The sequence below is a fragment of the Streptomyces sp. NBC_00286 genome, assembly GCF_036173125.1.
In the GTDB taxonomy this organism is placed as follows: domain Bacteria; phylum Actinomycetota; class Actinomycetes; order Streptomycetales; family Streptomycetaceae; genus Streptomyces.
The window spans coordinates 5,308,227-5,332,504 of record NZ_CP108054.1 but is presented as its reverse complement, the minus strand read 5'-3'; the positions used below and the strand labels follow the sequence as shown (position 1 = coordinate 5,332,504).

Below are 24,278 nucleotides of genomic sequence, written 5' to 3'. Positions count from 1 at the left end.
GCACCGCGCCAGTGGCGGGTACGCGGAGGCTCTAATCTCGTGTCACGGAACCCGCCACCCTTACGGGCCCCGCCCTCAGAACCGCCGCTACTTACCCAGGAGTCACCACCGTGACCTACGTAACCGACGGCGTCCTGCACACCCTGTTCCACTCGGATCAGGGGGGTCATGAGCAAGTCGTGCTCTGCCAGGACCGCGCCAGTGGCCTCAAGGCCGTCATCGCCATCCACTCGACCGCCCTGGGCCCCGCCCTCGGCGGCACGCGCTTCTACCCGTACGCGAGCGAGGAAGAGGCCGTCGCCGACGCGCTGAACCTCGCGCGCGGGATGTCGTACAAGAACGCCATGGCCGGGCTGGACCACGGCGGCGGCAAGGCCGTGATCATCGGGGACCCCGAGAAGATCAAGACCGAGCAGCTGCTGCTCGCGTACGGCCGGTTCGTGGCCTCGCTCGGCGGCCGTTACGTCACGGCGTGCGACGTCGGCACGTATGTGGCCGACATGGACGTCGTGGCCCGGGAGTGCCGCTGGACCACCGGCCGCTCGCCGGAGAAGGGCGGGGCCGGCGACTCCTCCGTGCTGACCGCGTACGGCGTCTATCAGGGCATGCGGGCCTCCGCCCAGCACCTGTGGGGCGATCCGTCGCTGCGCGGCCGCCGGATCGGCATCGCGGGCGTCGGCAAGGTGGGCCGCCACCTGGTGGAACACCTCGTGGCGGAGCGCGCCGAGGTCTTCGTCACGGACGTACGCGATGAGGCCGTACGGCGGATCACCCAGCAGCACCGGGACGTAGTGGCCGTCAAGGACACCGAGGAACTGATCCGCGTCGACGGCCTCGACATCTACGCCCCCTGCGCGCTGGGCGGGGCGCTCGACGACGACTCCGTGCCGGCCCTCACCGCGCGGATCGTGTGCGGGGCCGCCAACAACCAGCTCGCGCACCCGGGCGTCGAGAAGGACCTCGCCGACCGCGGGATCCTGTACGCCCCGGACTACGTGGTGAACGCCGGCGGGGTCATCCAGGTGGCCGACGAGCTCCATGGCTTCGACTTCGAGCGGTGCAAGGCGAAGGCCGCGAAGATCTACGACACCACGTTGGCGATCTTCGCACGTGCGAAGGAAGACGGGATTCCGCCGGCCGCGGCGGCCGACCGGATCGCCGAGCAGCGGATGGCCGAGGCGCGGTCCCGCTGAGGGTCGCGCGCGGTACCGGACTCCGCGGGGTACCCGCCGGCGGGTCGTGGAGATTACTCTCACGTTCGTCGGCGGGTCGTGCGTCCAGAAGAGGTTAAAATCGCGGTTGACCAGCGGGGACAGGGCTCCCCGAGGGTCCTGGGCGGCGGCACGTCCTGCGGGCGACGTACCGTATGGGCGCGGGCTCAGGTACCGTGGAAGCCCTACGGACCGGTCTCTCCACGGAGAGCCCGTTCTAGATCATGAACGCGTGTCAAGACTCTGGGGCCGTCGAGCCCCGTCACCGAGGGGGTCGAGCCATGGGGCGCGGCCGGGCCAAGGCCAAGCAGACGAAGGTCGCCCGCCAGCTGAAGTACAACAGCGGCGGGACTGACCTGTCGCGTCTGGCCAGTGAGCTGGGCGCTTCGACTTCGAGCCAACCGCCGAACGGCGAGCCGTTCGAGGATGACGAAGACGATGACCCGTACGCCCAGTACGCGGATCTGTACAACGACGACGATGAGGACGAGGACGACGAGTCCGGTCCGTCGTCGCAGCAGCAGCGTCGCGGCGCTTGACTGTCTTAGTTGCGCTTCACCCGGTCCGGAGCGGTTGATATCGCGCCGGGCCGGGTTTTGCGCTGCGCGCGGCGTCGCTCCGCTGGGTTCGCCGTTTGAACCTGCGGTTCGTTGCGATCTGCGGGTGCGTCGTGGCTGGTCGCGCCCACGCGGCGGAGCCGCAAATTGATACAGCCCCGCGCCCCTAACGGCAAGGCCGCGTCGTTAGGCGCTTGCCCCTAACGGGCCGCGGTTACCCTGCACCGGACTTCAGCAAGTACGGCTACGCGGCGTAATCCCCGGTCAGCTCCGCGCCCGTCTCTTGGTCGTCTCTGGCCGTGATCTCGCCTGCAACCCAGGCGTCCACTCCGCGGTCCGCCAGTGTGGACAGTGCTACGTCCGCTGAGTCCTCGGGGACGATCGCGATCATGCCTACGCCCATGTTCAGGGTCTTCTCGAGTTCCAGGCGGTCTACCTTGCCCGTCGTGCCTACCAGGTCGAAGACCGGGGACGGGGTCCACGTGGCGCGGTCGACCCTGGCGTGGAGGGCGTCGGGGATCACTCGGGCCAGGTTGGCCGCCAGGCCGCCGCCTGTGATGTGGGAGAAGGCGTGTACCTCGGTGGTGCGGGTGAGGGCCAGGCAGTCCAGAGAATAGATCTTGGTGGGCTCGAGGAGTTCCTCGCCTAGCGTGCGGCCGAAGTCCTCGATGTGCTGGTCGAGGCTCAGGTGCGCGCGGTCGAAGAGGACGTGGCGGACGAGCGAGTACCCGTTCGAGTGAAGGCCGGAGGACGCCATGGCGATGACCGCATCACCCTTACGGATGCGATCGGCGCCCAGGAGCCGGTCGGCTTCGACCACTCCGGTGCCGGCGCCGGCGACGTCGAAGTCGTCCGGGCCGAGGAGCCCGGGGTGCTCGGCGGTCTCGCCGCCGACCAGGGCGCAGCCCGCGAGCACACAGCCCTCGGCGATGCCCTTCACGATGGCGGCGACGCGCTCGGGGTGGACCTTGCCGACGCAGATGTAGTCGGTCATGAAGAGCGGCTCGGCGCCGCACACCACGATGTCGTCCATGACCATCGCGACCAGGTCGTGGCCGATGCTGTCGTACACACCGAGCTGCCGGGCGAGGTCGACCTTCGTACCGACGCCGTCCGTGGCGGAGGCCAGCAGCGGGCGCTCGTAGCGCTTGAGGGCGGAGGCGTCGAAGAGGCCGGCGAAGCCGCCGAGGCCGCCGAGGACCTCGGGGCGGCGCGTCTTCTTCACCCACTCCTTCATGAGCTCCACGGCGCGGTCGCCCGCTTCGATGTCGACGCCGGCAGCCGCGTAGCTGGCACCTGAGGTCTCAGTAGTCATGACTTTGAGAGCTTTCGTGTCGTACCGCTGGGTGTGCTGCGGTGTCTTACGGGCGACGGATCGCGTCGGCCGCGGCCGTGGCCGCCGGGCCCGCGGCCAGCTCGGTCTCCAGGAGCTGCTTGCCGAGCAGTTCGGGGTCCGGGAGGTCCATCGGGTACTCGCCATCGAAGCAGGCGCGGCACAGGTTCGGCTTGGCGATGGTGGTCGCGTCGATCATGCCGTCGATGGAGATGTACGCCAGGGAGTCGGCGCCCAGGGACTTGCCGATCTCCTCGACCGTCATGCCGTTGGCGATCAGCTCGGCGCGGGTGGCGAAGTCGATGCCGAAGAAGCAGGGCCACTTCACGGGCGGCGAAGAGATCCGGATGTGGACCTCGGCCGCGCCCGCCTCGCGCAGCATCCGCACGAGCGCGCGCTGGGTGTTGCCGCGCACGATCGAGTCGTCCACGACGATCAGGCGCTTGCCCTTGATGACTTCCTTGAGGGGATTCAGTTTCAGTCGGATGCCCAGCTGGCGGATGGTCTGTGAAGGCTGGATGAAGGTGCGGCCGACGTACGCGTTCTTCACCAGACCGGCACCGAAGGGGATGCCGGAGGCCTCCGCGTAACCGATCGCGGCGGGCGTGCCGGACTCCGGGGTCGCTATGACGAGGTCCGCCTCGACCGGGGCTTCCTTGGCGAGCCTGCGGCCCATCTCGACGCGCGAGAGGTATACGTTCCGGCCGGCTATGTCGGTGTCCGGGCGGGCCAGATACACGTACTCGAAGACGCAGCCCTTGGGCTTCGCTTCCGCGAATCGCGACGAGCGCAGGCCGTTCTCGTCGATGGCGACGAACTCGCCCGGCTCGATCTCGCGTACGAAGCTGGCGCCGCAGATGTCGAGGGCGGCGGACTCGGAGGCGACGACCCAGCCGCGCTCCAGGCGGCCCAGGACCAGCGGGCGGATGCCCTGCGGGTCGCGGGCGGCGTACAGCGTGTGCTCGTCCATGAAGGTGAGGCTGAAGGCGCCCTTGACCTGGGGGAGGATCTTGGCGCAGGCCTCCTCGATGGTCAGCGGCTTGCCGTCCTCGTCGACCTGGGCGGCGAGGAGCGCCGTCAGCAGGTCGGTGTCGTTGGTGGCCGCCACGCGCGGGGTGCGGCCCTCCTGCTTGGGCAGGTCGGCGACCATCTCGGCGAGCTGGGCCGTGTTGACCAGGTTGCCGTTGTGGCCGAGCGCGATCGAGCCGTGCGCGGTCGCACGGAACGTGGGCTGGGCGTTCTCCCACACGGAGGCGCCGGTGGTCGAGTAGCGGGCGTGACCGACCGCGATATGACCCTGGAGCGATCCGAGTGAGGCCTCGTCGAAGACCTGGGACACCAGGCCCATGTCCTTGAAGACGAGGATCTTGGAGCCGTTGCTGACCGCGATTCCCGCGGATTCCTGGCCCCGATGCTGGAGGGCGTAGAGCCCGAAGTAAGTGAGCTTGGCGACCTCTTCGCCGGGAGCCCAGACTCCGAAGACGCCGCAAGCGTCCTGGGGTCCTTTCTCGCCGGGGAGCAGATCATGACTGAGTCGACCGTCACCACGTGGCACGCCACCGAGTGTAGGCGAGTTCGGCCACTGGTCCGAATGGGGGATTCGGGCTCGTTGTGGATCACTTGGCGGCTACGGCTTCGAAGCCGCTGCCGTTTTCGCTGGTCAGGGTGAGGGTGCGCTGCTTGATCTCGTAGGTGGCCTTGCCGTTGAACAGCTTCAGGAGGGCCTTTTCGGTCTCCATGAGTGAGGGGGAGCACATCATGCGGGTGGTGCCAGGGGACCCGAGAGTGATCTGGCCGTCGCTGACGGTCGCCTTCGCCGTCACCTTGTTGCAGCCGAGCTGACCGTGGACGTTGCCCTTGCCGTCGAAGGTGAGGTGCACCTTGCCCTCGGCCTCGGAGGCCAGCGCGGTGACCGTGCCGCCCTTGTTGGTGCTGCCGGTGACGCTCCACTTCGTGCCCTCGAGCTTGGCCGGCTTCTCCGCGGTGAGCTTCACCGTGTCCCCGTCCTTGGTGGTGAGCGTCAGCTTGTCGCCGTCGACCTTGGCCGTGATCGTGCTGTCGGAGATCGTCTCGGCCATCTTGGCCTCGAACTCCATCAGCTTCTCGCCGCAGGCCATCTTGGTCTGCAGGGTGTCGGAGCCGACCTTGATCGTTTCGCCCTGTATCTCGGCGGTGGCCCCGAAGTGGTTGCAGCCGTAGTTGCCGCCCACCTTGCCGTCCTCGCCGAACTCGATGTGGGCGTCGGCCGGGGCCTTGTATGTGGTGCCCCCGACGTCCATGCTGTCCACTTTCCACTGTTTGCCGGTGATTTTCGTCTGCTGTCCGGCGCCGACGGACGCGGACCCGCCGTCACTTTTCTCCGTGCCACAGGCCGCGGTGGCGAGCAGGCCGGTGACCGCCAGGACGCTGAGAGTAAGCCGTTGCGTTCGCATGTCGCTGTGACGGGACGGGTGGGGTGGTTGGTTCCCTTCCATTTTCGCTCAACTTCCCGTCCGCCCCCGGCGTCTCAGCCCATCAGCGGAAGCAGCCCGCCCAGATCGGCCCGCTCGCCGCTGGCGCTGACCTGGGCATCGGCGAGAGCCGTATGCCATTCCGTACGCCCGGTCGCGAGCCGTATCCAGGTCAGCGGGTCCGTCTCCACGACGTTCGGCGGGGTTCCGCGCGTGTGCCGCGGGCCCTCGACGCACTGCACGACCGCGAACGGCGGAACGCGGACCTCCGTGGAGGCGCCGGGCGCCTTCACGGCGAGGGCGTCGGCGAGCAGGCGGGTGCAGGCGGCGAGGGCCTGACGGTCGTACGGGATGTCGAGGCCGGGCACGGCGGCGTTCAGGTCGTCGGTGTGGACGACGAGTTCAACGGTGCGGGTGACCAGGTAGTCGGCGAGAGTCATGGAGCCGGGCCGGGTGGCGAGCAGCCGCTCGCCCGGAGTGACGGCCAGCCGCTCGGCCAGCCGCTGCTCGGTGCGGGCGTACAGCGCGTCGAGGTCCTGGTGCTCGCGCGCGAGTTCACGGGTCCGGTCGGCGTTGGCGGCGGCAAGCACGGGGTCGACGGTCGCGGACGGCCACTCCAGCAGGGCGAGTTCGGCCTTCGCCGGCGGCTCCAGGTCGATGGTCCCGCTGACGCTCTCGACGGCGGCCGCGGCGATATGCACGGCCAGCTCTCGTACGGTCCACTCGCCGAGCCGGGTGGGTAGCGCGAGCTGCTCGGGGGTGAGGGTGCGGACGGCTGCCCGTACGTTCCCGAACTGGGCCAGGACGGCGGCGCGGATCTTGGCGGGGTCGTAGCTGCGGGGGCGCTTCTTGGCCGGGGGCATGAGCGCGACATTAGTCGGCGGCACTGACAGCCGGGCAGGTCACCTCGAACACCTGCTGATTGCGCGGCACTCCGATGCCGCGCCAGCGGAAGGGCACACCACGGGCGGTGTCCGGGTCCGGGCCGTCCATCAGCTGGAAGTGGAGGTGGGGCTCAGTGGAGTTGCCGGAGTTGCCGCAGCGGGCGATGAGCTGTCCGGCCTGCACCCGGTCGCCTTCGCGGACGGCGAGAGAGCCGCGCTGCAGGTGGGCGTACGCGGCGTATGTGCCCTCGCCGAGGTCGAGGACGAGGTGGTTGCCGAGGATGCGGTGGACTCCGAACAGCTCGCGTATCGAGCCTTCGACAAGCATCAGGTACAGCAGTGCCGGCCACGACGTACGGCTCAGGTGGTCGCGCTGCCGGTCGTGCGTCCGTACAACCGTGGCGTCGGCGACCGCCAGGATCGGTGCGCCGAACGCCGGGAAGTCCGTGGCGCGGCGGGTCAGCGGCCACAGGGCGCGGAAGCTGGGGCGGGCGCCCGGCTCGGGCTCGGCGACGACGTCGATGGCGAACGTCTGGCCGTAGGCGTGGAGTCCATGGCTCGGGGTGCGGTCGGCGGGGCTGTTCAGGGCGGACCAGCGGCCGGTGACGGGAGGGGCGACCTCTACGGCCTCCCGTATCACGCGCTTGTCGTCCGGGGCGCCGCCGCCCAACCGGTTCAACACCATGATGAGGACGTACGCCAGGGCCAGCACCAGGAGGTTCCACAGGATCGGATACCCGAAGTCGAACCAGATGTGGGCGATCACCAGGACGATGAAGCCCAGCTGGAGGCCTCGGAATGCCGTCATGGCGAGCTTGCGTGCGGACATTGTTCCCCCATGATCGTCGGTTTTACGGGCGGGCCGTCGCCAGTGCCACCAGCAGCGGTACGACCCGCGGCGGCGGCACCTCGTACCGTCCCCGCCCGGTGGTGTGCAGCCAGCCCGCGCCGGTCAGTTGGCGCAGGTGGTGGTAGATCTGGCCGGTCGTGCCGACCTCGTCCAGCTCGGCGAGTTCGGCGGCGGTGCGCCGACCGCCGAGGATTTCGCGGAGCAGCCGCAGCCGGACGCGGTGGCCGAGGGCTGCGAACGCCTCGGCGGCCGTCGTCCAGTCGTCCTCCAGCAGGCCCTCGGTGAGGAAGCCCACCTGCCAGACGTACTCCCCGCCCGTTGGCAGGCGTACAGAGCCGGTGTAGAGGACGCCTCCGTCGGCGGCCCCCACCTCGGCCAGCTGCTCCTTCAGCCCGTTCAGGGCCCAGAATTCGCTGCCGTCGGGGTCAGGTGCGCCGCGCTGAGCGCCTTCCAGTGCCGCGAGCCGACGTTCGAGGTCGGCGACGCGTTCTTCCAGTGCCACTCCTCCGACATTACGGAACTACGTAATTACGTGCAAGGCCATCTGATCCGAGACCGAAGAAGGCCCCACCCTCCGGACTCGAGCTCGGGAGGGTGGGGCCTTCAGGGACGTACTAAATGTCAGGCCAGGATCGCCGGAATCGTCCCCTCATGCGCCTCGCGCAGCTCGTCCAGCGTGAGCGTGAATTCCCCCTGGACCTCGACCACATCACCGTCCACGACACCGATACGGGTAGCCGGCAGCCCCCGCGCCCCGCACATGTCGTTGAAGCGGAGCTCCTCGGAGCGCGGGATCGCGACGACCGCACGGCCCGCCGACTCCGAGAGGAGGAAGGTGAAGGCGTCGAGCCCGTCCGGAACGATCAGGCGTGCGCCCTTCCCACCCAGCAGCGCCGACTCGACGACCGCCTGGATCAGACCGCCGTCGGACAGGTCGTGCGCGGAGTCGATCATTCCGTCGCGGGAGGCGGAGATCAGGATCTCGGCCAGCAGCCGCTCGCGCTCGAGGTCGACCTGGGGCGGGAGGCCGCCGAGGTGGTCGTGGACCACCTGCGACCAGGCCGAACCGCCGAACTCCTCACGCGTGTCGCCGAGGAGGTACAGCAGCTGGCCCTCCTCCTGGAAGGCGACCGGCGTACGGCGGGCCACGTCGTCGATCACGCCGAGTACGGCCACGACCGGGGTCGGGTGGATGGCCGCCTCGCCGGTCTGGTTGTAGAGCGAGACGTTGCCGCCGGTCACCGGGGTGCCCAACTGCTGGCAGGCGTCGGCCAGTCCGCGGATGGCCTCCGCGAACTGCCACATCACCGCCGGGTCCTCGGGCGAGCCGAAGTTCAGGCAGTCGGAGACGGCGAGCGGCTGGGCTCCGGTGGTGGCGACATTGCGGTACGCCTCCGCGAGCGCCAACTGCGCGCCCGTGTACGGGTCGAGCTTCGCGTACCGCCCGTTGCCGTCCGTGGCGATCGCGACGCCCAGACCCGACGCCTCGTCGATACGGATCATGCCCGAGTCCTCGGGCTGCGCCAGCACCGTGTTGCCCTGCACGAAGTGGTCGTACTGGGAGGTGATCCAGGACTTGGAGGCCTGGTTCGGGGAGGCCACCAGCTTGAGGACCTGGTCCTTCAGCTCGTCCGAACCGGCCGGTCGTGGAAGCTTGTTGGCGTCGTCCGCCTGGAGGGCGTCCTGCCAGGACGGACGGGCGTACGGACGCTCGTAGACCGGACCGTCGTGCGCGACCGTGCGCGGGTCGACGTCGACGATCTTGCCGCCGTGCCAGTAGATCTCGAGCCGGTCGCCGTCCGTCACCTCACCGATGACGGTCGCGATGACATCCCACTTGTCGCAGATCTCCAGGAACCGGTCGACCTTCTCCGGCTCCACGACCGCACACATGCGTTCCTGCGACTCGCTCATGAGGATTTCCTCGGGCGAGAGGGTCGAGTCACGCAGCGGTACGTCATCCAGGGTCACGCGCATACCGCCGGAGCCGTTGGACGCCAGCTCGGACGTCGCGCAGGACAGGCCCGCCGCCCCCAGGTCCTGGATGCCGACGACCAGCTTCTCGGCGAAGGCTTCCAAGGTGCACTCGATGAGGAGCTTCTCCTGGAAGGGGTCACCGACCTGGACGGCGGGGCGCTTCGAAGGCTTGGCGTCATCGAAGGTCTCGCTCGCCAGGATCGAGGCGCCGCCGATGCCGTCACCGCCCGTACGAGCCCCGTACAGGATGACCTTGTTGCCCGCGCCGGACGCCTTCGCGAGGTGGATGTCCTCGTGCCGCATGACGCCGATGGCACCGGCGTTGACCAGCGGGTTTCCCTGGTAGCAGGCGTCGAAGACGACCTCGCCGCCGATGTTGGGCAGGCCCAGGCAGTTGCCGTAACCGCCGATGCCGGCGACGACACCGGGGAGTACGCGCTTGGTGTCGGGGTGATCCGCCGCACCGAACCGCAGCGGATCGACGACGGCGACCGGCCGCGCACCCATCGCGATGATGTCGCGCACGATGCCGCCGACGCCCGTGGCCGCGCCCTGATAGGGCTCGACGTACGAGGGGTGATTGTGCGACTCGACCTTGAAGGTGACCGCGTAACCCTGACCGACGTCCACGACGCCCGCGTTCTCACCGATGCCGACGAGCAGCGCGTCGGACTGCGGCGCCTTCTCGCCGAACTGGCGCAGGTGCACCTTGCTGCTCTTGTACGAGCAGTGCTCGGACCACATGACCGAGTACATGGCGAGCTCGGCACCGGTGGGCCGGCGGCCGAGGATCTCCACGACGCGCTGGTACTCGTCCTTCTTCAGGCCGAGTTCGGCCCAGGGCAGCTCGACGTCCGGGGTCGCGGCCGCGTGCTCGACCGTGTCCAGAGGAGTGCGGCTCATACGTTGACCAGCTTCTTGAGGATCGAGGTGAAGAAGGGGAGGCCGTCGGTGCGGCCGGTCCCGATGAGGGGCTCCACGGCGTGCTCCGGGTGGGGCATCAGGCCTACGACGTTGCCGGCCTCGTTGCTGATACCGGCGATGTCGCGCATCGAGCCGTTGGGGTTGAAGTCGAGATAGCGGAAGGCGACGCGCCCCTCCGCCTCCAGCATGTCGAGGGTGCGCTCGTCGGCGACGTACCGCCCGTCCATGTTCTTCAGCGGGATGTTGATCTCCTGGCCCGCTTCATAGTCGACGGTCCAGGCCGTTTCCGCGTTCTCCACCCGCAACTTCTGGTCGCGGCAGATGAAGTGGAGGTGATCATTTCCGAGCATCCCGCCGGGGAGAAGGTGGGCCTCGGTGAGGATCTGGAAACCGTTGCAGATGCCGAGCACCGGCATTTCCGATTTCGCCTGCTCGATGACGGTCTCCATCACCGGCGAGAAGCGCGCGATGGCACCGGCGCGCAGATAGTCGCCATACGAGAAACCGCCGCACAACACCACGGCGTCGACCTGCTTGAGGTCCTTGTCCTTGTGCCACAGCGCCACGGGCTCGGCACCCGCGAGCCGGATCGCACGCTGTGTGTCCCGGTCGTCGAGGCTGCCGGGAAATGTGACGACGCCAATACGAGCGGTCACTTTCCTGCCTCCGCCTTCACTTCCTCCACCTTGACGGCGAAGTCCTCGATCACGGTGTTGGCGAGGAAGGATTCGGCGAGTTCATGGATGCGGGCGAGCACGGTGTCGTCGACCGGCCCGTCCACCTCGAGCTCGAAGCGCTTTCCCTGACGTACGTCGGAGATGCCCTGGAAACCGAGGCGCGGCAGTGCACGCTGCACCGCCTGGCCCTGGGGGTCGAGGATCTCCGGCTTGAGCATGACGTCGACTACGACGCGTGCCACTGGCACTCCCGGTGTGTGGTGCTGAGCAGGTTCCTTCAGACTACCCGGCCCAGATTTCTACGCGAGTAGATTGGTAGGAATCTACGTGACGGCCATCACGATTCCGCATCAACAGGCTTCCTTCACGGAAAATCCAGGGAAAGATCCGGATCAACATCTGGAACCCTATTGCGGTCGGACACCGATACCGATTAAGTCATGCTTCACATTGCATTGAGCGAGGGCTGCACAACGGAAGCGGTACAGCAGACGCTGTACAACAGAAGCTGTACAGCGGAATTGGCAATAGGCGATACTTTGCCCGTTCGCTCGATCCATGAGTCCGCGCACTTCACGGACCCCATACCCCTCAATAAATCAGCCAACAGTCGGCATCCGTGCACGTCATCGCAACGTCGCCGCCAGAGATGCCGCACGAAGGGACCGATATTCGTGGCGCAGCGTGTCGTAGTCACTCTCTTCGACGACATCGACGGCTCGGAAGCGGCGGAAACGATCGTCTTCGGTCTGGACGGCAAGTCGTACGAGATCGACCTCAACCAAACGAACGCCAAGGAACTGCGCAAGGCGCTCGCGCCCTACGTGGAGGCCGGCCGCAAGCGCTCACGCTCCGGCAAGGCCTACCGGCAGACGGCGGTGGCTCCCGACCCGGCGGCCGTACGGGCCTGGGCCCAGTCCAACAAGATGGACGTACCGGCGCGGGGACGGATCCCGAAGAAGGTCTACGAGGCGTTCACCGCGGCTCAGTGAGGGGCACCTCAGGGCCCGCCGGATACGTCAGCGGGCCCTGGGGACAACCGACTTGCGCTGCACCCAGTCCGATCAGCTAGAGTCTGAAGCACGCCGAAGGGCCGGGCCGAAAGGCCACAGCTCACGGAGTTACGCGGGTGTAGTTCAGTAGTAGAACATCCCCCTTCCAGGGGGAAGGCGCAGTGTGCAATTCCTGTCACCCGCTCTGCATCTCTTACCGGGCATCCTTTTGGATCAGGTAAGGTGGTGCTCGCGCCGATCGGTGAGAGCCGGTCGGATGCAATGCGGACGTAGCTCAGTTGGTAGAGCGCAACCTTGCCAAGGTTGAGGTCGCGAGTTCGAACCTCGTCGTCCGCTCCAGGTCAGAAGTTCAGAGATAAAGCCCCGGTCACAGCGACCGGGGCCTTTTCGTGTGCGCGCTGGCTCACTTGCTCGCTTCTGGTTCGTGCATCGGCTCTTGGGTGGATGACATTTGTCATGGGCAGTGATGACAGCGTGCACTGCTCCCGCTGGTCTGCTGTGCGACGGTGGTTGCGGGGAAATCGCGGCGGTGACGGCTTACGTACAGGGGGCAAGGAGATGCGCGGGGCCGGGAGTTGGTGGCGGGGGAAGAGCACTCCGGCGAAGGTGGAGACGTATACGCGCTGGTCGTTCCACTTCCTCGCGCTCGTGGAGGTCGGCACCTTCGGGCTGCCGGTCTTGGGGGCGATGCCCCCGTCCCTGTCCTGGGTGCTGTTCCTGATGGTCGTCGGGCATGCGGCGCTCAGCGCGGTGTTCGCGTCGCGGGCCCTGGACTGGATCCGTGGCACCCGGGCGCGGCCGGTGCGGCTGCTGTGGGTAGTCGCGGTCGCCACCGCCGTGGTCGCCATGATGGCCATCGCCGTTGCGACACGTGGTCCCGCGGATGGCGACAAGGCCGGGGCAGCGGTGGCGATGTTCACCGGTGTCCTGGGCTGGGGGACCGGCATACTCGCGTTGGCGGTACGTGAGACGCGGCGCACGGTATACACGGCCTTCGGCTTCGCCCTGGGCACCGGCGCCTACTCCTGGGCGCTGGGCGTCCCCGCGCTCGCGGCACTCGTCACGGTCGGGGCGGTGCTGCTCGCCGTCGGGTTCTACACGTTCGTCTGCGCGTTCTCCGTCTGGCTGCTCAACTCCGTCTACGCACTCGACGCGGCCCGTGAGACCAAGACCCGGCTCGCTGTTGCCGAGGAGCGGCTGCGGTTCGGGCGGGATCTGCACGATGTGATGGGACGGAATCTGGCCGTGATAGCCCTCAAGAGCGAGCTCGCCGTGCAGCTCGCGCGGCGTGAGCGGCCGGAAGCCGTGGAGCAGATGATCGAGGTGCAGCGGATAGCGCAGGAGTCGCAGAAGGAAGTACGGGAGGTCGTACGCGGCTACCGCGAGGCCGAGCTCGGTGCCGAACTCGCCGGTGCACAGGGGGTGTTGAACGCGGCCGGGGTCAACTGCACGGTGACCGGCTCTCCTGCTGGGCTGCCCCCGGCCGTCCAGTCGGCGCTCGGCTGGGTCGTGCGGGAGGCGACCACGAATGTGCTGCGGCATGGGAACGCCGAGCGGTGTGATGTGTCGCTGCGGGTGGCGGACGGTTTCGTCGTACTGACCGTGGAGAACGATGGGGCGCCGTCGGATTCGCGCGGCGGGAGCGGGACCGGCACCGGTTCCGGGCTGGCCGGGTTGCGGGAGCGGCTATCTGTGGTTGACGGGACGCTGGAGGCGGGGCCTGCGGAGGGCGGGGTGTTTCGGGTGGTGGCTCGGGTGCCGTTGTCTTCGTCGGCGTTGCCGCCTCCGGCGTCTTCGGCGGATTCATCGGATGCGTCTGCACCGGCTTTCCCTCCGGCAAGTTCGTCTTCGGCAGGTTGGTCTGCCCCGGCCTCGTCTTCGGCGGCTTCGTCTTCGGCGTCCCTGTCGCCATCCGGTCCACGGTCGGTGCGTAAGGCGATGGGTGACGGGATCAGCGGGGGATTTGCCTCATGACGGCCGTACAGCGGGTTCGGCTGTTGCTTGCCGATGATGAGCATTTGATTCGGGGGGCGATGGCCGCGCTGCTCGGGCTGGAGGACGATCTGCTTGTGGTGGCGGAGGCGGCTTCGGGGCCCGAGGCCTTGGCCATGGCTCGGGCTCATGCGCCCGATGTGGCCGTACTGGATCTTCAGATGCCCGGTGCGGACGGTGTGAAGGTGGCCACATCGCTGCGGGCCGAGCTGCCTGCGTGCCGGGTGCTGATCGTGACGAGTCATGGGCGGCCGGGGCATCTGAAGCGGGCTCTCGGGGCGGGGGTGCGGGGCTTCGTGCCGAAGACCGTCAGCGCGCAGAAGCTCGCGGAGATCATCCGTACCGTGCATGCCGGGAACCGTTATGTGGACCCGGAGTTGGCGGCCGACGCGATCTCCGCCGGCGATTCGCCGCTGACCGAGCGCGAGGCCGAGGTGCTGGAGCTCTCGGCCGAGGGGGCGCCCGTCGCCGAGATCGCGGAACGGGCGGCGCTGTCGCAGGGCACCGTACGCAACTATCTGTCGTCGGCCGCGTCCAAACTGGGGGCCGAGAATCGGCATACGGCGGCGCGGCTCGCGCGGGAGCGAGGTTGGGTATAGTGGCTTTCGCGCAACGCGCAGCGCGGACGTAGCTCAGCTGGTAGAGCGCAACCTTGCCAAGGTTGAGGTCGCGAGTTCGAACCTCGTCGTCCGCTCAGGAAGAGGAAGCCCCCGGTCATCGGCCGGGGGCTTTCTCGTTGTCTACGACCGGGCTTTACGACCAGCTGGTGCCGGTCAGGCGCTCGTACGCCTCGACGTACTTGGCGCGGGTCGCGGAGACGACCTGCTCGGGCAGGGGCGGCGGGGGCTGCTCGCTCGCCCGGTCCCAGCCGGAGTCGGGGGAGGTCAGCCAGTCGCGTACGTACTGCTTGTCGTACGAGGGCTGCGGGCGGCCCGGCTGCCACTGGTCGGCGGGCCAGAAGCGGGAGGAGTCGGGGGTCAGCACCTCGTCGGCGATGACGAGGCGTTCGCCGTCGTAGCCGAACTCGAACTTCGTGTCCGCGAGGATGATCCCGCGGTCGCGGGCGATGTCACGGCCACGGCTGTAGACGGCGAGCGTGGCCTGGCGCAGCTGCGCGGCGGTCTCTGCTCCGACCTGCCGGGCGACTTCCTCGTACGAGACGTTCTCGTCGTGCTCGCCGACTTCCGCCTTCGTCGCGGGCGTGAAGATCGGGGCGGGCAGCTCCGAGCCGTCGGACAGGCCCTCGGGGAGGGCGAGGCCGCAGACGGTGCGGGTCTCCTGGTACTCGGCGAGGCCGGAGCCGGTGAGATAGCCGCGGGCGACGCACTCGACGGGGATCATCCGCAGGGACTTGCAGACGACGGTACGGCCCTCCCAGTCGGCGGGGGCGCCGGGCGGCAGGTCGATGCTCAGTACGTGGTGGGGGACCAGGTCGGCGATCTGGTCGAACCACCACAGGGAGAGCTGCGTCAGTACGCGACCCTTGTCGGGGATCTCGGTGGGGAGCACCCAGTCGTATGCGGAGATGCGGTCAGTGGCGACCATCACGAGGTCGCCGGCCTCGTTCTGGTACAGCTCGCGCACCTTGCCGGTGTGCAGATGCACCAGGCCCGGGACCTCGATCGGCTCGGGCTTGTCGACGAATCCGGACACGGTTCCTCCCCGCGGTGACGTGCTGGTGGGGTCGATTCTCCCGTATGCGGGGGGTGCATTTCGCGTTGGGGCTCGTCGGGAGGGGGTGCCGGGGCTTGGTCGTCGTCGATCAGTCGCGCTTGCAGATGCGGTCCAGGAGGTTGGCCGTGGCTCGCTGGATGCGTTCGTCGACGTGGCCGGGTCGGTCCAGGGCCGGGGACCAGGCGAAGGTGCCGGAGGCGAAGACCAGGGCGCCGGAGGGGGCGCGGTACAGGGACGTCTCCTGGTGGCGGAGGGCGCCCTCGGCGTCGCGGTACGGGGAGTGGGCCAGGAGGATACGGCCCTGGTGCTCGGGGAGCGGGGTGCGCGGGAAGTAGCGGTCGGCCTCGCCTGCGACCAGGCCCTTCAGTTCGTCGCCCTCGTGTGCGCCGGTGGACTCCCACAGCCAGTGCTCGGCGTTGCGGACGACCAGGGGGTGCGGTTCGGGGACCCGGCCCGCGTACTGGATGCCCAGGAGTTCCTGCTCCGGGCGGTCGATGTCGCGCCAGAGGGCGGGTTTTCCGGGGCCGCGGCGTTTTCGGCAGGTGAGGAGGCGGTCGGGGACGCCTGAGGGGGAGGGGCTCAGCTCCGCCTGCCAGTACATGGTGTTGGCGGAGAGGAAGACGAGCGAGGTGCCGTGTTCGCGGGCGAGTTCGGTGGTGCGGCGCATGGGCACCGACCAGTACTCGTCGTGGCCGGGGAAGACGAGGCCGCGGTAGCGGGTGGGGTCGACGCGGCCTGCGTGCAGGTCGCGGGCGTCGGCGTAGGCGAGGTCGTAGCCGTAGCGCTCGGCCCAGCGGATGAAGTCGTAGGCGTGGCCGACGTGGAGGGGCAGGCCCGCGCCTGCGTACGGTCGGTCGAACGAGACCGTCGTCGCGGCGTCCGCCTCGCCGAGCAGCCGGCCCTTCTCGTCCCAGGCGTGGTAGAGGCTCGCGCCGGTGCGGCCGTCCTCCGGATACAGGTTGTACGCCTGCCAGGTGACGTCCGGGAGGAGAAGCAGCAGGTCGGCGGGGTGGGAGTCGCGGACGGTGAAGGGGACGTGGGAGCGGTAGCCGTCGACGGTGGTGAGGACGGCGACGTATGCGCCGATACTCCAGTAACTCGGGATCTGGAGGCGCCAGGAGAGCCACCAGTGGTGGCAGGAGATCGTGCGGTCGGCGGTGAGCGGGGGTGGTTGCACGATGCCGGGGAGGCGGGGGCTGGTGGTGATCTTGCTGGCGCCTTCGCCGGCGTAGTGGCCGATGCGGTAGATGTCCACGCTGAACTGTTGGGGCGGGTCGACGGTGATGTGGAAGTCGATGGCCTCGCCGGGGGCTGCCGCGCCGGTGGAGGTGAAGCCCTTGATCTGGCGGTGGACGTCGTCGGCCGAGCGGGGGCCTCCGGCGGAGCGGGGGGTGGGGATCTTGGGGGTGCGGGTGGCTGTGCGGGTTGTGTGGGGGGCCGTGGGGGTGGTGGGGTCCGCGTCTACGTCCACGTACCAGGGGACTACCTGGCCGGTGTCGTCGAAGTAGTGTTCGCTGCCTCGTAGCCAGGGGACTGGGCCCTGGCCGAAGGGGTCCGTCACGGCGTGGGCCAGTGCGCCCGATTCCCAGCGGCGGATGTACTCCGAGGCCATGCGTTGTCCCCTCCCTCGTGCCCCCGTAAGCCCTTGCTGCGCTAATGACGCGGTATCAGCACATCACATAAAGGAGGCGGGTGGTTACGTTTTGTTGTTATCGCCTGCCCTTGGCTCCGCGTGTGCCTGTGCGGTGCCGCGTTCGTGGGCGGGGCGTTTCTTTCCCCAGCCCCGCCCCTTCCCGAAACTGGGGGCTGCGCCCCCAGGCCCCGCTGCCTCCGGCGGGGTGGGTGGGGCGCCTTCGGCGGGTGGGTGGGTTCGTGGGGTGGGTGGGTGCCTACCGCGGGCGGGCTCGCTCGTGGGGCGGGTGGGTGCCTACCGCGGGCGGGGGTGACAGTTGTGTCGCGGGTGCGGGTGCGTCGTGGCTGGTCGCGCCCACGCGGCGGAGCTGCATATTGTTACAGCCCCGCGCCCCTGAAGGGGCGCCCCTGGAGCCGTCCACTATCAGGCTCACCAGCCATCACCCTCACCAGGCACCACGCTCGCCGGCCACGATGCGCCTGCACCCCCGACTACTCGCAGCTTCCCGCCGGCGGGAGGGGACGTGGGCCGGTGCGTCCTATGCCCGTCGCTTAGCTTCGGTCTGGGCACAGCTACGCCCTGTGGAAGCACGGAGTCGTATGCCCTGTTGGCGACGGGCTGACGCACCGGCCCACGGCCCCGCACCCACCACGAACCCAGGGGCGCGGGGAACTGCGCGAGCAACCACAACGCACCCGCACCCGCCCAACCGCCGGAGGCACCCCGCGGGGCGGTGTCAATTTGCGGCTCCGCCGCGATGGGGGTCCCCCCGCTCGAGCGAATTCGAGAGTGGGGGAGCGACCAGCCACAACGGCGCCGCAGACAAAAACGAACCCCCTGCTCAACCGCCGGAGGCAACCCGCACCCGAACAACGAACCTCAGACCAGTCGGACTGGCTTCTCCGCGCGGATGCCTATGCGGAGGAGCCAGTCCCGTAGGGGGCAGGGATCGCCGGCCTCTATCAGGGCGAGGACTCGCGGCGTGAGGTCGGCGGAGCGTTCGCCGTTTATGAGGAGGGACGGGCCGTCTAGCCAGTCGAGGCCCGGCACCGCACCTGCCGTGTCCATCGCGGCGCAGCAGACCATCGCCGTGACGTGATCGGTGAGGAGTTCGCGCGCCGTCCGCGGCTGCTGAAGCGGAAAGAGCGGCAGCGTTCCGTCGTCCCAGAGGGCGGCGTCCGGGCCGCCCTGGCCGAGGGGACCGGCGGCCGGCGGCGACGCCGAACGTATCGCCGGCGCCGCAGCCTCCTCTCGGGCGAGCTCCGCGCTGAGGCCGGCCGCCAGCGCAGCGGTCCGCGCATTGGCGACGCCGCCTCCGTCGTCGTCCTCGGCATCGGCATCGGCAGCCGCAACACCGTACGCATCGGCGTCGCGCGCAGCGGCCGGTTCGGCGGGGGCCGTCTCCCGAGGGACCCGCGCCGTATCACCCCCCGCCGAACGGTCACCGCCCCCGGAACCCTCGCCGCCCGCCGAACCGTCACCGCCCCCGGAACGGTCACCACCTCCGGAACCGTCCCGGCCCGCCGTACCATCACCCGCCGAACCGCCGGAGGCCCCCGCGCCGGTCAGGTGGTCCATCACCCGAGCCAGTGTCGGGCCGCCCGGCGCCAAGGCCGTCGGGTCGGAGGAGCGGCTGACGCCCTGCGCGTCCAGTACCCGGTGGAGCCGCGCCGCGTCCGTGCGCCATTTGCGGTCGACGACCTCGTCGGGGTAGTCGTCCCAGTCCACGGGAGACCAGTCGGGGCCCGGTTCGGCGGGGCCGCCGTGGAAGAGGCGGGCGGCGAGTAGGGAGGCGGCTTCGTCGATCATGCCGGGCTCTTCGAGGAGGTCGCAGGCCGGGCGCTCGCCGAGGCGGGAGGCGAAACCCTCGGCGAGACGGTCGCGGCGGGAGAGTTCGGTGAGGGCCGCGACGACGCCCGCGTCCAGGCGGGACGGCCAGCGGCCCATGCGCCACGCAGGCAGCGCGACGCGGGTCAGCAGCCGGTCCCAGCCCGCATACGCGAGCCCCACCTGCTCCTGCGCGACGATCCGCAGGCCGTAGTCCACAGCCTGTGCACGATCGGCTGCCGCCGCCGCCACGCCCCGCTCCATCTCCGCCGCATGGCCGCGACAGCTGCGCAGGAGCAGACGCGCGACCCAGCCGACACCCGCGAGGGCCACATGCGGGACGGGTCCGCGCGTGGGGGCGGCCGTCACCGCCACCGCCGCGTCGAGGCCCCGTACAAAACGGCGGGCCGCTGCTATGTCGGGATGCGCCGACGGTCCCGTACCCGCGACGACCGGTGCGAGGACGGCGCGCAGCTCGCCGACCCGCATCCACCACAGGAAGGGAGAGCCGATGACGAGGACGGGCGCGGCTGGCGTACGGGTCTGGAGGCCGCGTATGCCTGCTATCTCGTCCGGGGACTGGGGCCGGGGTGGGCCGTGGGCCCGGTGGGTGCGGTCCTCCAGCCAGCTGTCGCAGTCCGGGGTGAGCGCTATCGCGGAGGGTGCGGGCACCTCGAGGCGGTCGGCCAGGTCACGCACCATGCGGTACAGATCGGGCGCGGACTCTTCCGGGATCGGGATCGTGGGGCTCACGGCCGGCCGGGAGCGGGCGACGACCAGGGCGATGCCCACGGCGGCGAGGAGTGCCAGGAACGCGACGGCCGCCAGGATCCAGGTCGCGAGCCGCCAGCCCACACCCTCCACATGGTCCATGGCTCCGGCGACGAGCAGGACGACGGCGAAGGCCGTGGGCAGCAGGGCGACGGCCAGCGCCCTGCTGCGGATACGCAGCACGGCGAGAGCCCGGGATCGCGCGCTCTGCGCGCTCACCTCCACACCCGTACCGGACACGACCGGTGTCACCCCCTCTTGCCGCCCGGCGCGTGCATACCCAGCCACTGCCGGCGGTCGTCCATGGCGTTGCTCACTCCCCCACTGTGGCACCCAGGACTGACATCGCAATGCCGGTGGGCCAAGTGCCGGACCCGCTTGCGCCGCACCCTAGTTGGGGCTCCGGCCCACGTCAGCCGGATAGGGGATCAGTCACTCGATGGAATGGCTTTGGGGAGAGGTGGCTGACGGGAGGGGTGAGAAAGGCCTGATGGGAAGGGTGAGAAGAGTGAGATGGGGGGCTACGATCCGGCCGCCGCCTTGGCCGCGATGTCCGTGCGGTGATGCGAGCCGTCGAGGCGGATGCGGTCGACGGCCGCGTATGCGCGTTCGCGGGCCCGGGCCAGGTCCGTACCGCTCGCCGTGACGGAGAGCACACGGCCGCCCGCGCTGACGATCGCGCCGCCTTCGCGCCGGGTGCCGGCATGCAGGACGTACGCGTGCGGGGCGTCCTGTGCGGCTACCTCGTCGAGGCCTTCGATGGGGTCGCCGGTGCGCGGGGTGGCGGGGTAGTTGTGGGAGGCGATGACCACGGTGACGGCCGCGTCCTCGCTCCAGCGCAGGTCCGGGAAGTCGGCGAGGGTGCCCTGCGCGGCGCCCATGAGGACGCCCGCGAGCGGGGTCTTGAGGCGGGCCAGGACGACCTGGGTCTCGGGGTCGCCGAAGCGGGCGTTGAACTCGATGACCCGTACGCCCCTGCTGGTGATCGCCAAACCCGCATAGAGGAGGCCGGAGAAGGGGGTGCCGCGGCGGCGCAGCTCGTCGACGGTCGGCTGGAGGACGGTGTTCATGACCTCCTCGACGAGGTCGGCCTCCGCCCACGGGAGGGGGGAGTACGCGCCCATGCCGCCGGTGTTGGGGCCCTCGTCGCCGTCCAGGGCGCGCTTGAAGTCCTGGGCGGGCTGCAGCGGGACGACGGTCTCGCCGTCGGTGATCGCGAAGAGCGAGACTTCGGGGCCGTCGAGGAACTCCTCGATGACCACACGGTCGCAGGCGTTGGCGTGCGCCCTGGCCTGCTCTAGGTCGGCGGTCACGACGACGCCCTTGCCGGCCGCGAGGCCGTCGTCCTTCACGACGTACGGAGCGCCGAAGGCGTCGAGCGCCACCTCGACCTCGTCGGGCGTGGTGCAGACGTAGGAGCGGGCGGTCGGGACGCCCGCGGCCGCCATCACCTCCTTGGCGAAGGCCTTGGAGCCCTCGAGCTGGGCGGCCTCCTTGGAGGGGCCGAACGCCGGGATGCCCGCCTCGCGCACGGCGTCGGCGACCCCTGCGACGAGCGGTGCCTCCGGGCCCACGACGACCAGATCGGCGTCGAGTTCCGTGGCCAGCGCGGCCACGGCCTTGCCGTCGAGGGCGTCGACCCGGTGCAGCTCGGCCACCTCGGCGATGCCCGCGTTGCCGGGGGCGCAGTGCAGGGCGGTGACGGCGGGATCGAGGGAGAGGGAGCGGCACAGGGCGTGTTCGCGGGCACCGCTGCCGATGACGAGGAGCTTCACGGGGTCAGCCTAACGGGCTGCTCCGGCGGGTGGGCGGGGTGCTTACGGGGGTGGTGGGCTGGGGTGCCGTTCGGCGGATGCGGGTTGTGTGTGGCTGATCGCGCTGCCGCAGGCGGGCATCAGCCGTACTCGAGACTCTGTTCCGCCCAGATCGTCTTGCCCTTGGTGGTGTGGCGGGTGCCCCAGCGCCGGGTCAGCTGAGCGACCAGGAGCAGGCCTCGGCCGCCCTCGTCGTAGGTGCGGGCTCGGCGCATGTGGGGTGCCGTACTACTGGCGTCCGAGACCTCGCAGATGAGACTCCGGTCGTGGATGAGACGCAGCTGGATGGGCGGCTCGGCGTGCCGTATGGCGTTGGTGACCAGTTCGCTGACGATCAGCTCGGTCACGAAGGCCGCATCAGCCAGGCCCCATTCCGCCAGCTGACCGACGGCGTTCTTGCGGGCGTCGGCGACGGTGGCGGGATCCGGGGCCACCTCCCAGGTCGCGACCCGGTCGGCCTTGAGCGCCCGGGTGCGGGCGACGAGGAGGGCCACGTCGTCGGCGGGCCGACCGGGAAGCAAGGTGGCGAGCACTGTGTCGCACAGCACGTCCAGGGAGGCCGCGGGAATGGCGAGGGCCCGCTGCAGCAGGGAGACGCCGTCGTCGATGTCGTGGTCGCGGGAACTGATGAGGCCGTCGGTGTAGAGGGTGAGCAGGCTGCCCTCCGGCAGTTCCGTCTCCATCGCCTCGAAGGGCAGTCCGCCCAGGCCCAGCGGGGGTCCCGCCGGAACGGCGAGCAGTTCCGCGGTGCCGTCCGGGCTCACCACGACCGGGAGCGGATGCCCGGCCCGGGCCAGTGTGCAACGGCGGGAGACGGGGTCGTACACAGCGTAGAGACAGGTCGCCCCGACGTCTCCCGTCGTCTCTCCTTCTTCGGCGTTCCCGGCGGTCCGCTCCGCGCCCTCCGCCTCCAAAGCCAGACGGCCGACCAGGTCGTCGAGGTGAGTGAGCAGTTCGTCCGGGGGCAGATCGATGTCGGCGAGGGTCCGTACGGCCGTACGCAGCCGTCCCATGGTCGCGGAGGCATGGATGCCGTGGCCCACCACATCGCCCACCACCAGCGCCACCCTGGCTCCGGACAACGGGATCACGTCGAACCAGTCTCCGCCCACCCCGGCCCGGGCACCGGCCGGAAGGTAGCGGAAGGCGACCTCCATTGCGGCCTGCTCGGGCAGCCGCTGCGGCAGCAGGCTGCGCTGCAGGGTTACCGCCGTGCTGCGTTCGCGGGTATAGCGGCGGGCGTTGTCGATGCAGACCGCCGCCCGGGCCGCCAGTTCCTCGGCCAGCACCAGGTCGTCCTCCTGGAACGGGTCGGGGTGCCGGTGACGAGCGAAGACGACGACGCCCAGCGTGGCTCCGCGTGCCGTCAGAGGCACGGTCATCACCGAATGGAAGCCGAACTCGCGGATCCGGGAGGACCGGAGCGGATCCTCGGCCACCCAGTCGGCGATCGCCGGCTCGGTCACCTGGTACAGCACGGCACGTCCCGACCGCAGACTCTCCGCCGGAGGGGAGCCCTCCGGGTACTCGTCCACCTCGCCCGGCGCGATGACCGCCTCGGGGCTTCCCGGATACACGGATCGGTGGGCGATGCGCCGCAGCACGAGGCGGCCGCCCGCCGTCAGCGCTTCCGGAGGCTGCTCGGGCAGGTCGTCGAGGGACGCCAGGAGATCGACACTGATGAAGTCGGCGAGTCCCGGAACCGCCACGTCCGCCAGCTCCTGCGCAGTCCGCGTCACGTCGAGCGTGCTGCCGATACGGCTACTGGCCTCGGCGATCAGCTGGAGGCGCGTGCGGGCCCAGTACTGCTCGGTCATGTCGTGCCCGGTGGACGCCACGCCCAGGACGCGGCCGTCCGGGTCCTCCAGGCGGTAGAGGTGAACCGACCATGCGTGCTCACGGGCCTCGCCGGGGGCGCGCGCGTGGTTCTCCATGTACTGCGTCTCGCCGGTTTCCAGGGCCCGCACCATCAGCCGCTCCACGACCTCCGCGATCGGTTCGGGGAGCACGTCGCTCAGCCGCAGCCCACGCATGTCGTCGTCGCTCAGGCCCAGTGAGGCCTGCCCGGACCGGTTGGACCGGCGGAAGCGCAGGTCCGTGTCGTACACCGAGGTCGCGCAGCACGGGGAGTCGAGCAAACCCCGCCGCACCAGCGCCTCGTCGTCACGACGGGGCTGCGCTCCGGTCACGGCGGAGACCAGGAGCCAGTCGCGGGTCCCGTCGTCCGGCGTCCTGTGATGCGCCAGGACCCTCGCCTCCAGGCGGTGGCCGTCGCGGTGCCGGAGACCGAGCGTGCCGTGCCACCTCGGCAGTTCCGAGAAGGCAGGGAGGTCGCTCGTCGTGGGCTCCTCGGCGAGGAGTGAGGCCGCCGGCCGGCCCAGAATCTGCGCCGACGTGTACCCGAGCAGGTGCTCGGCACCCTCGCTCCACCCGGTCACGGTGCCGTGTTCGTCGATGTTGGCGCGCGCGGTGAGCGCCTCGCCCACGATGTCCCCGACGGAACGCGCTTCCCAGTCGTCGACGGCGCGCTGCTCCATGGTCGCTCATCTCGCTCTCGTCGCGTTCTCGACCGCGCTGAGATCCTCACAGCTCAGGGCATGTGTCGCCGCGGCACTCGAGAGCGCACCACACACACTGGCATTCGATCCATTTTGGTACTTACCCGCCAGATCGTCATCATCACGCACGAAA

19 protein-coding genes and 3 tRNA genes are annotated in these 24,278 nt (G+C 69.6%); 8 read left to right on the top strand and 14 right to left on the bottom strand.

The features are described from left to right. Nucleotides 1-110: 110 nt before the first annotated feature. Both OHT21_RS24485 and OHT21_RS24480 read left to right on the top strand, forming a co-directional pair. Nucleotides 111-1,193: a Leu/Phe/Val dehydrogenase gene (locus tag OHT21_RS24485; protein WP_328770482.1), complete on the top strand. Its 1,083-nt coding sequence runs from the start codon at nt 111-113 to the stop codon at nt 1,191-1,193. A gap of 299 nt (nt 1,194-1,492) precedes the next feature. Next, the gene (locus OHT21_RS24480; RefSeq protein WP_165342952.1) at nt 1,493-1,750 is read left to right on the top strand and encodes a DUF3073 domain-containing protein; all 258 of its coding nucleotides are present in this window, start codon (nt 1,493-1,495) and stop codon (nt 1,748-1,750) included. Between the two features lie 262 nt (nt 1,751-2,012). On the opposite strand, the gene purM is transcribed toward OHT21_RS24480, so the two are convergent. The 9 genes from purM to purS all read right to left on the bottom strand — a co-directional run bounded on the left by purM (nt 2,013) and on the right by purS (nt 11,105). Further along, a complete protein-coding gene (gene purM / locus OHT21_RS24475; protein WP_328770481.1) occupies nt 2,013-3,083 on the bottom strand; it encodes a phosphoribosylformylglycinamidine cyclo-ligase in 1,071 nt (356 codons plus the stop codon). A 46-nt stretch (nt 3,084-3,129) separates the two neighbouring features. Further along, nucleotides 3,130-4,656, bottom strand: a complete 1,527-nt coding sequence (purF, locus tag OHT21_RS24470; RefSeq protein WP_328770480.1) for an amidophosphoribosyltransferase — start codon at nt 4,654-4,656, stop codon at nt 3,130-3,132. A gap of 61 nt (nt 4,657-4,717) precedes the next feature. After that, nucleotides 4,718-5,533 (bottom strand): META domain-containing protein, encoded by an 816-nt coding sequence (locus tag OHT21_RS24465; RefSeq protein WP_328770479.1) that lies wholly within the window; start codon nt 5,531-5,533, stop codon nt 4,718-4,720. Between the two features lie 74 nt (nt 5,534-5,607). After that, nucleotides 5,608-6,414 carry a maleylpyruvate isomerase family mycothiol-dependent enzyme gene (locus tag OHT21_RS24460; protein WP_328770478.1) on the bottom strand — a complete coding sequence of 269 codons (807 nt, stop codon included), beginning with the start codon at nt 6,412-6,414 and terminating at the stop codon, nt 5,608-5,610. Nucleotides 6,415-6,424: 10 nt separating this feature from the next. Next, nucleotides 6,425-7,264 (bottom strand): M23 family metallopeptidase, encoded by an 840-nt coding sequence (locus OHT21_RS24455; protein ID WP_328770477.1) that lies wholly within the window; start codon nt 7,262-7,264, stop codon nt 6,425-6,427. Nucleotides 7,265-7,286: 22 nt separating this feature from the next. Next, on the bottom strand, nt 7,287-7,787 hold the full coding sequence (locus tag OHT21_RS24450; RefSeq protein WP_328770476.1) for an ArsR/SmtB family transcription factor: 501 nt from the start codon (nt 7,785-7,787) through the stop codon (nt 7,287-7,289). A gap of 119 nt (nt 7,788-7,906) precedes the next feature. Further along, complete coding sequence (purL, locus tag OHT21_RS24445) at nt 7,907-10,165, bottom strand: phosphoribosylformylglycinamidine synthase subunit PurL (RefSeq protein WP_328770475.1); 2,259 nt, start codon at nt 10,163-10,165, stop codon at nt 7,907-7,909. Continuing rightward, complete coding sequence (gene purQ / locus OHT21_RS24440) at nt 10,162-10,842, bottom strand: phosphoribosylformylglycinamidine synthase subunit PurQ (protein ID WP_328770474.1); 681 nt, start codon at nt 10,840-10,842, stop codon at nt 10,162-10,164. Before purQ ends, purL begins: the two co-directional genes overlap by 4 nt. After that, nucleotides 10,839-11,105, bottom strand: a complete 267-nt coding sequence (purS, locus tag OHT21_RS24435; protein WP_165342945.1) for a phosphoribosylformylglycinamidine synthase subunit PurS — start codon at nt 11,103-11,105, stop codon at nt 10,839-10,841. The genes purQ and purS overlap by 4 nt, the downstream gene beginning before the upstream one ends. Nucleotides 11,106-11,537: 432 nt before the next feature. On the opposite strand from purS, the gene OHT21_RS24430 reads away from it, so the two are divergent. The 6 genes from OHT21_RS24430 (at nt 11,538) to OHT21_RS24405 (ending at nt 14,562) form a co-directional block, all read left to right on the top strand. Then, a complete protein-coding gene (locus OHT21_RS24430; protein WP_328770473.1) occupies nt 11,538-11,855 on the top strand; it encodes a histone-like nucleoid-structuring protein Lsr2 in 318 nt (105 codons plus the stop codon). A 133-nt stretch (nt 11,856-11,988) separates the two neighbouring features. Then, nucleotides 11,989-12,060: transfer RNA gene (locus OHT21_RS24425), tRNA-Gly, on the top strand. A 79-nt stretch (nt 12,061-12,139) separates the two neighbouring features. Then, nucleotides 12,140-12,215 (top strand) — tRNA-Gly (locus OHT21_RS24420). Between the two features lie 219 nt (nt 12,216-12,434). Then, a complete protein-coding gene (locus OHT21_RS24415; protein WP_328770472.1) occupies nt 12,435-13,850 on the top strand; it encodes a sensor histidine kinase in 1,416 nt (471 codons plus the stop codon). Beyond that, the gene (locus OHT21_RS24410) at nt 13,847-14,467 is read left to right on the top strand and encodes a response regulator transcription factor (protein ID WP_328770471.1); all 621 of its coding nucleotides are present in this window, start codon (nt 13,847-13,849) and stop codon (nt 14,465-14,467) included. Before OHT21_RS24415 ends, OHT21_RS24410 begins: the two co-directional genes overlap by 4 nt. Nucleotides 14,468-14,489: 22 nt before the next feature. Continuing rightward, a tRNA-Gly gene (locus tag OHT21_RS24405) sits at nt 14,490-14,562 on the top strand. Between the two features lie 59 nt (nt 14,563-14,621). Here the strand turns inward: OHT21_RS24405 and OHT21_RS24400 are convergent. The 5 genes from OHT21_RS24400 to OHT21_RS24380 form a co-directional block, all read right to left on the bottom strand. After that, nucleotides 14,622-15,521 (bottom strand): phosphoribosylaminoimidazolesuccinocarboxamide synthase, encoded by a 900-nt coding sequence (locus tag OHT21_RS24400; protein WP_328770470.1) that lies wholly within the window; start codon nt 15,519-15,521, stop codon nt 14,622-14,624. Nucleotides 15,522-15,630: 109 nt separating this feature from the next. After that, entirely contained in the window at nt 15,631-17,154 is a 1,524-nt protein-coding gene (locus tag OHT21_RS24395) for a N,N-dimethylformamidase beta subunit family domain-containing protein (RefSeq protein WP_328770469.1), read from the bottom strand. A 900-nt stretch (nt 17,155-18,054) separates the two neighbouring features. Continuing rightward, on the bottom strand, nt 18,055-20,013 hold the full coding sequence (locus tag OHT21_RS24390; protein ID WP_328770468.1) for a hypothetical protein: 1,959 nt from the start codon (nt 20,011-20,013) through the stop codon (nt 18,055-18,057). 281 nt (nt 20,014-20,294) lie between these two features. Continuing rightward, complete coding sequence (purD, locus tag OHT21_RS24385) at nt 20,295-21,548, bottom strand: phosphoribosylamine--glycine ligase (protein WP_328770467.1); 1,254 nt, start codon at nt 21,546-21,548, stop codon at nt 20,295-20,297. 119 nt (nt 21,549-21,667) lie between these two features. Beyond that, nucleotides 21,668-24,124: a SpoIIE family protein phosphatase gene (locus tag OHT21_RS24380; RefSeq protein ID WP_328770466.1), complete on the bottom strand. Its 2,457-nt coding sequence runs from the start codon at nt 24,122-24,124 to the stop codon at nt 21,668-21,670. Nucleotides 24,125-24,278: the final 154 nt, after the last annotated feature.

What these genes read in the sequence shown, in the direction of transcription:
- OHT21_RS24480 (WP_165342952.1), top strand. Translation starts at nt 1,493, where the DNA reads ATGGGGCGCGGCCGGGCCAAGGCCAAGCAGACGAAGGTCGCCCGCCAG.
- purM (WP_328770481.1), bottom strand. Translation starts at nt 3,083, where the DNA reads ATGACTACTGAGACCTCAGGTGCCAGCTACGCGGCTGCCGGCGTCGAC.
- OHT21_RS24465 (WP_328770479.1), bottom strand. Translation starts at nt 5,533, where the DNA reads ATGCGAACGCAACGGCTTACTCTCAGCGTCCTGGCGGTCACCGGCCTG.
- OHT21_RS24460 (WP_328770478.1), bottom strand. Translation starts at nt 6,414, where the DNA reads ATGCCCCCGGCCAAGAAGCGCCCCCGCAGCTACGACCCCGCCAAGATC.
- OHT21_RS24455 (WP_328770477.1), bottom strand. Translation starts at nt 7,264, where the DNA reads ATGTCCGCACGCAAGCTCGCCATGACGGCATTCCGAGGCCTCCAGCTG.
- purL (WP_328770475.1), bottom strand. Translation starts at nt 10,165, where the DNA reads ATGAGCCGCACTCCTCTGGACACGGTCGAGCACGCGGCCGCGACCCCG.
- OHT21_RS24415 (WP_328770472.1), top strand. Translation starts at nt 12,435, where the DNA reads ATGCGCGGGGCCGGGAGTTGGTGGCGGGGGAAGAGCACTCCGGCGAAG.
- OHT21_RS24410 (WP_328770471.1), top strand. Translation starts at nt 13,847, where the DNA reads ATGACGGCCGTACAGCGGGTTCGGCTGTTGCTTGCCGATGATGAGCAT.
- OHT21_RS24395 (WP_328770469.1), bottom strand. Translation starts at nt 17,154, where the DNA reads ATGGCCTCGGAGTACATCCGCCGCTGGGAATCGGGCGCACTGGCCCAC.
- OHT21_RS24380 (WP_328770466.1), bottom strand. Translation starts at nt 24,124, where the DNA reads ATGGAGCAGCGCGCCGTCGACGACTGGGAAGCGCGTTCCGTCGGGGAC.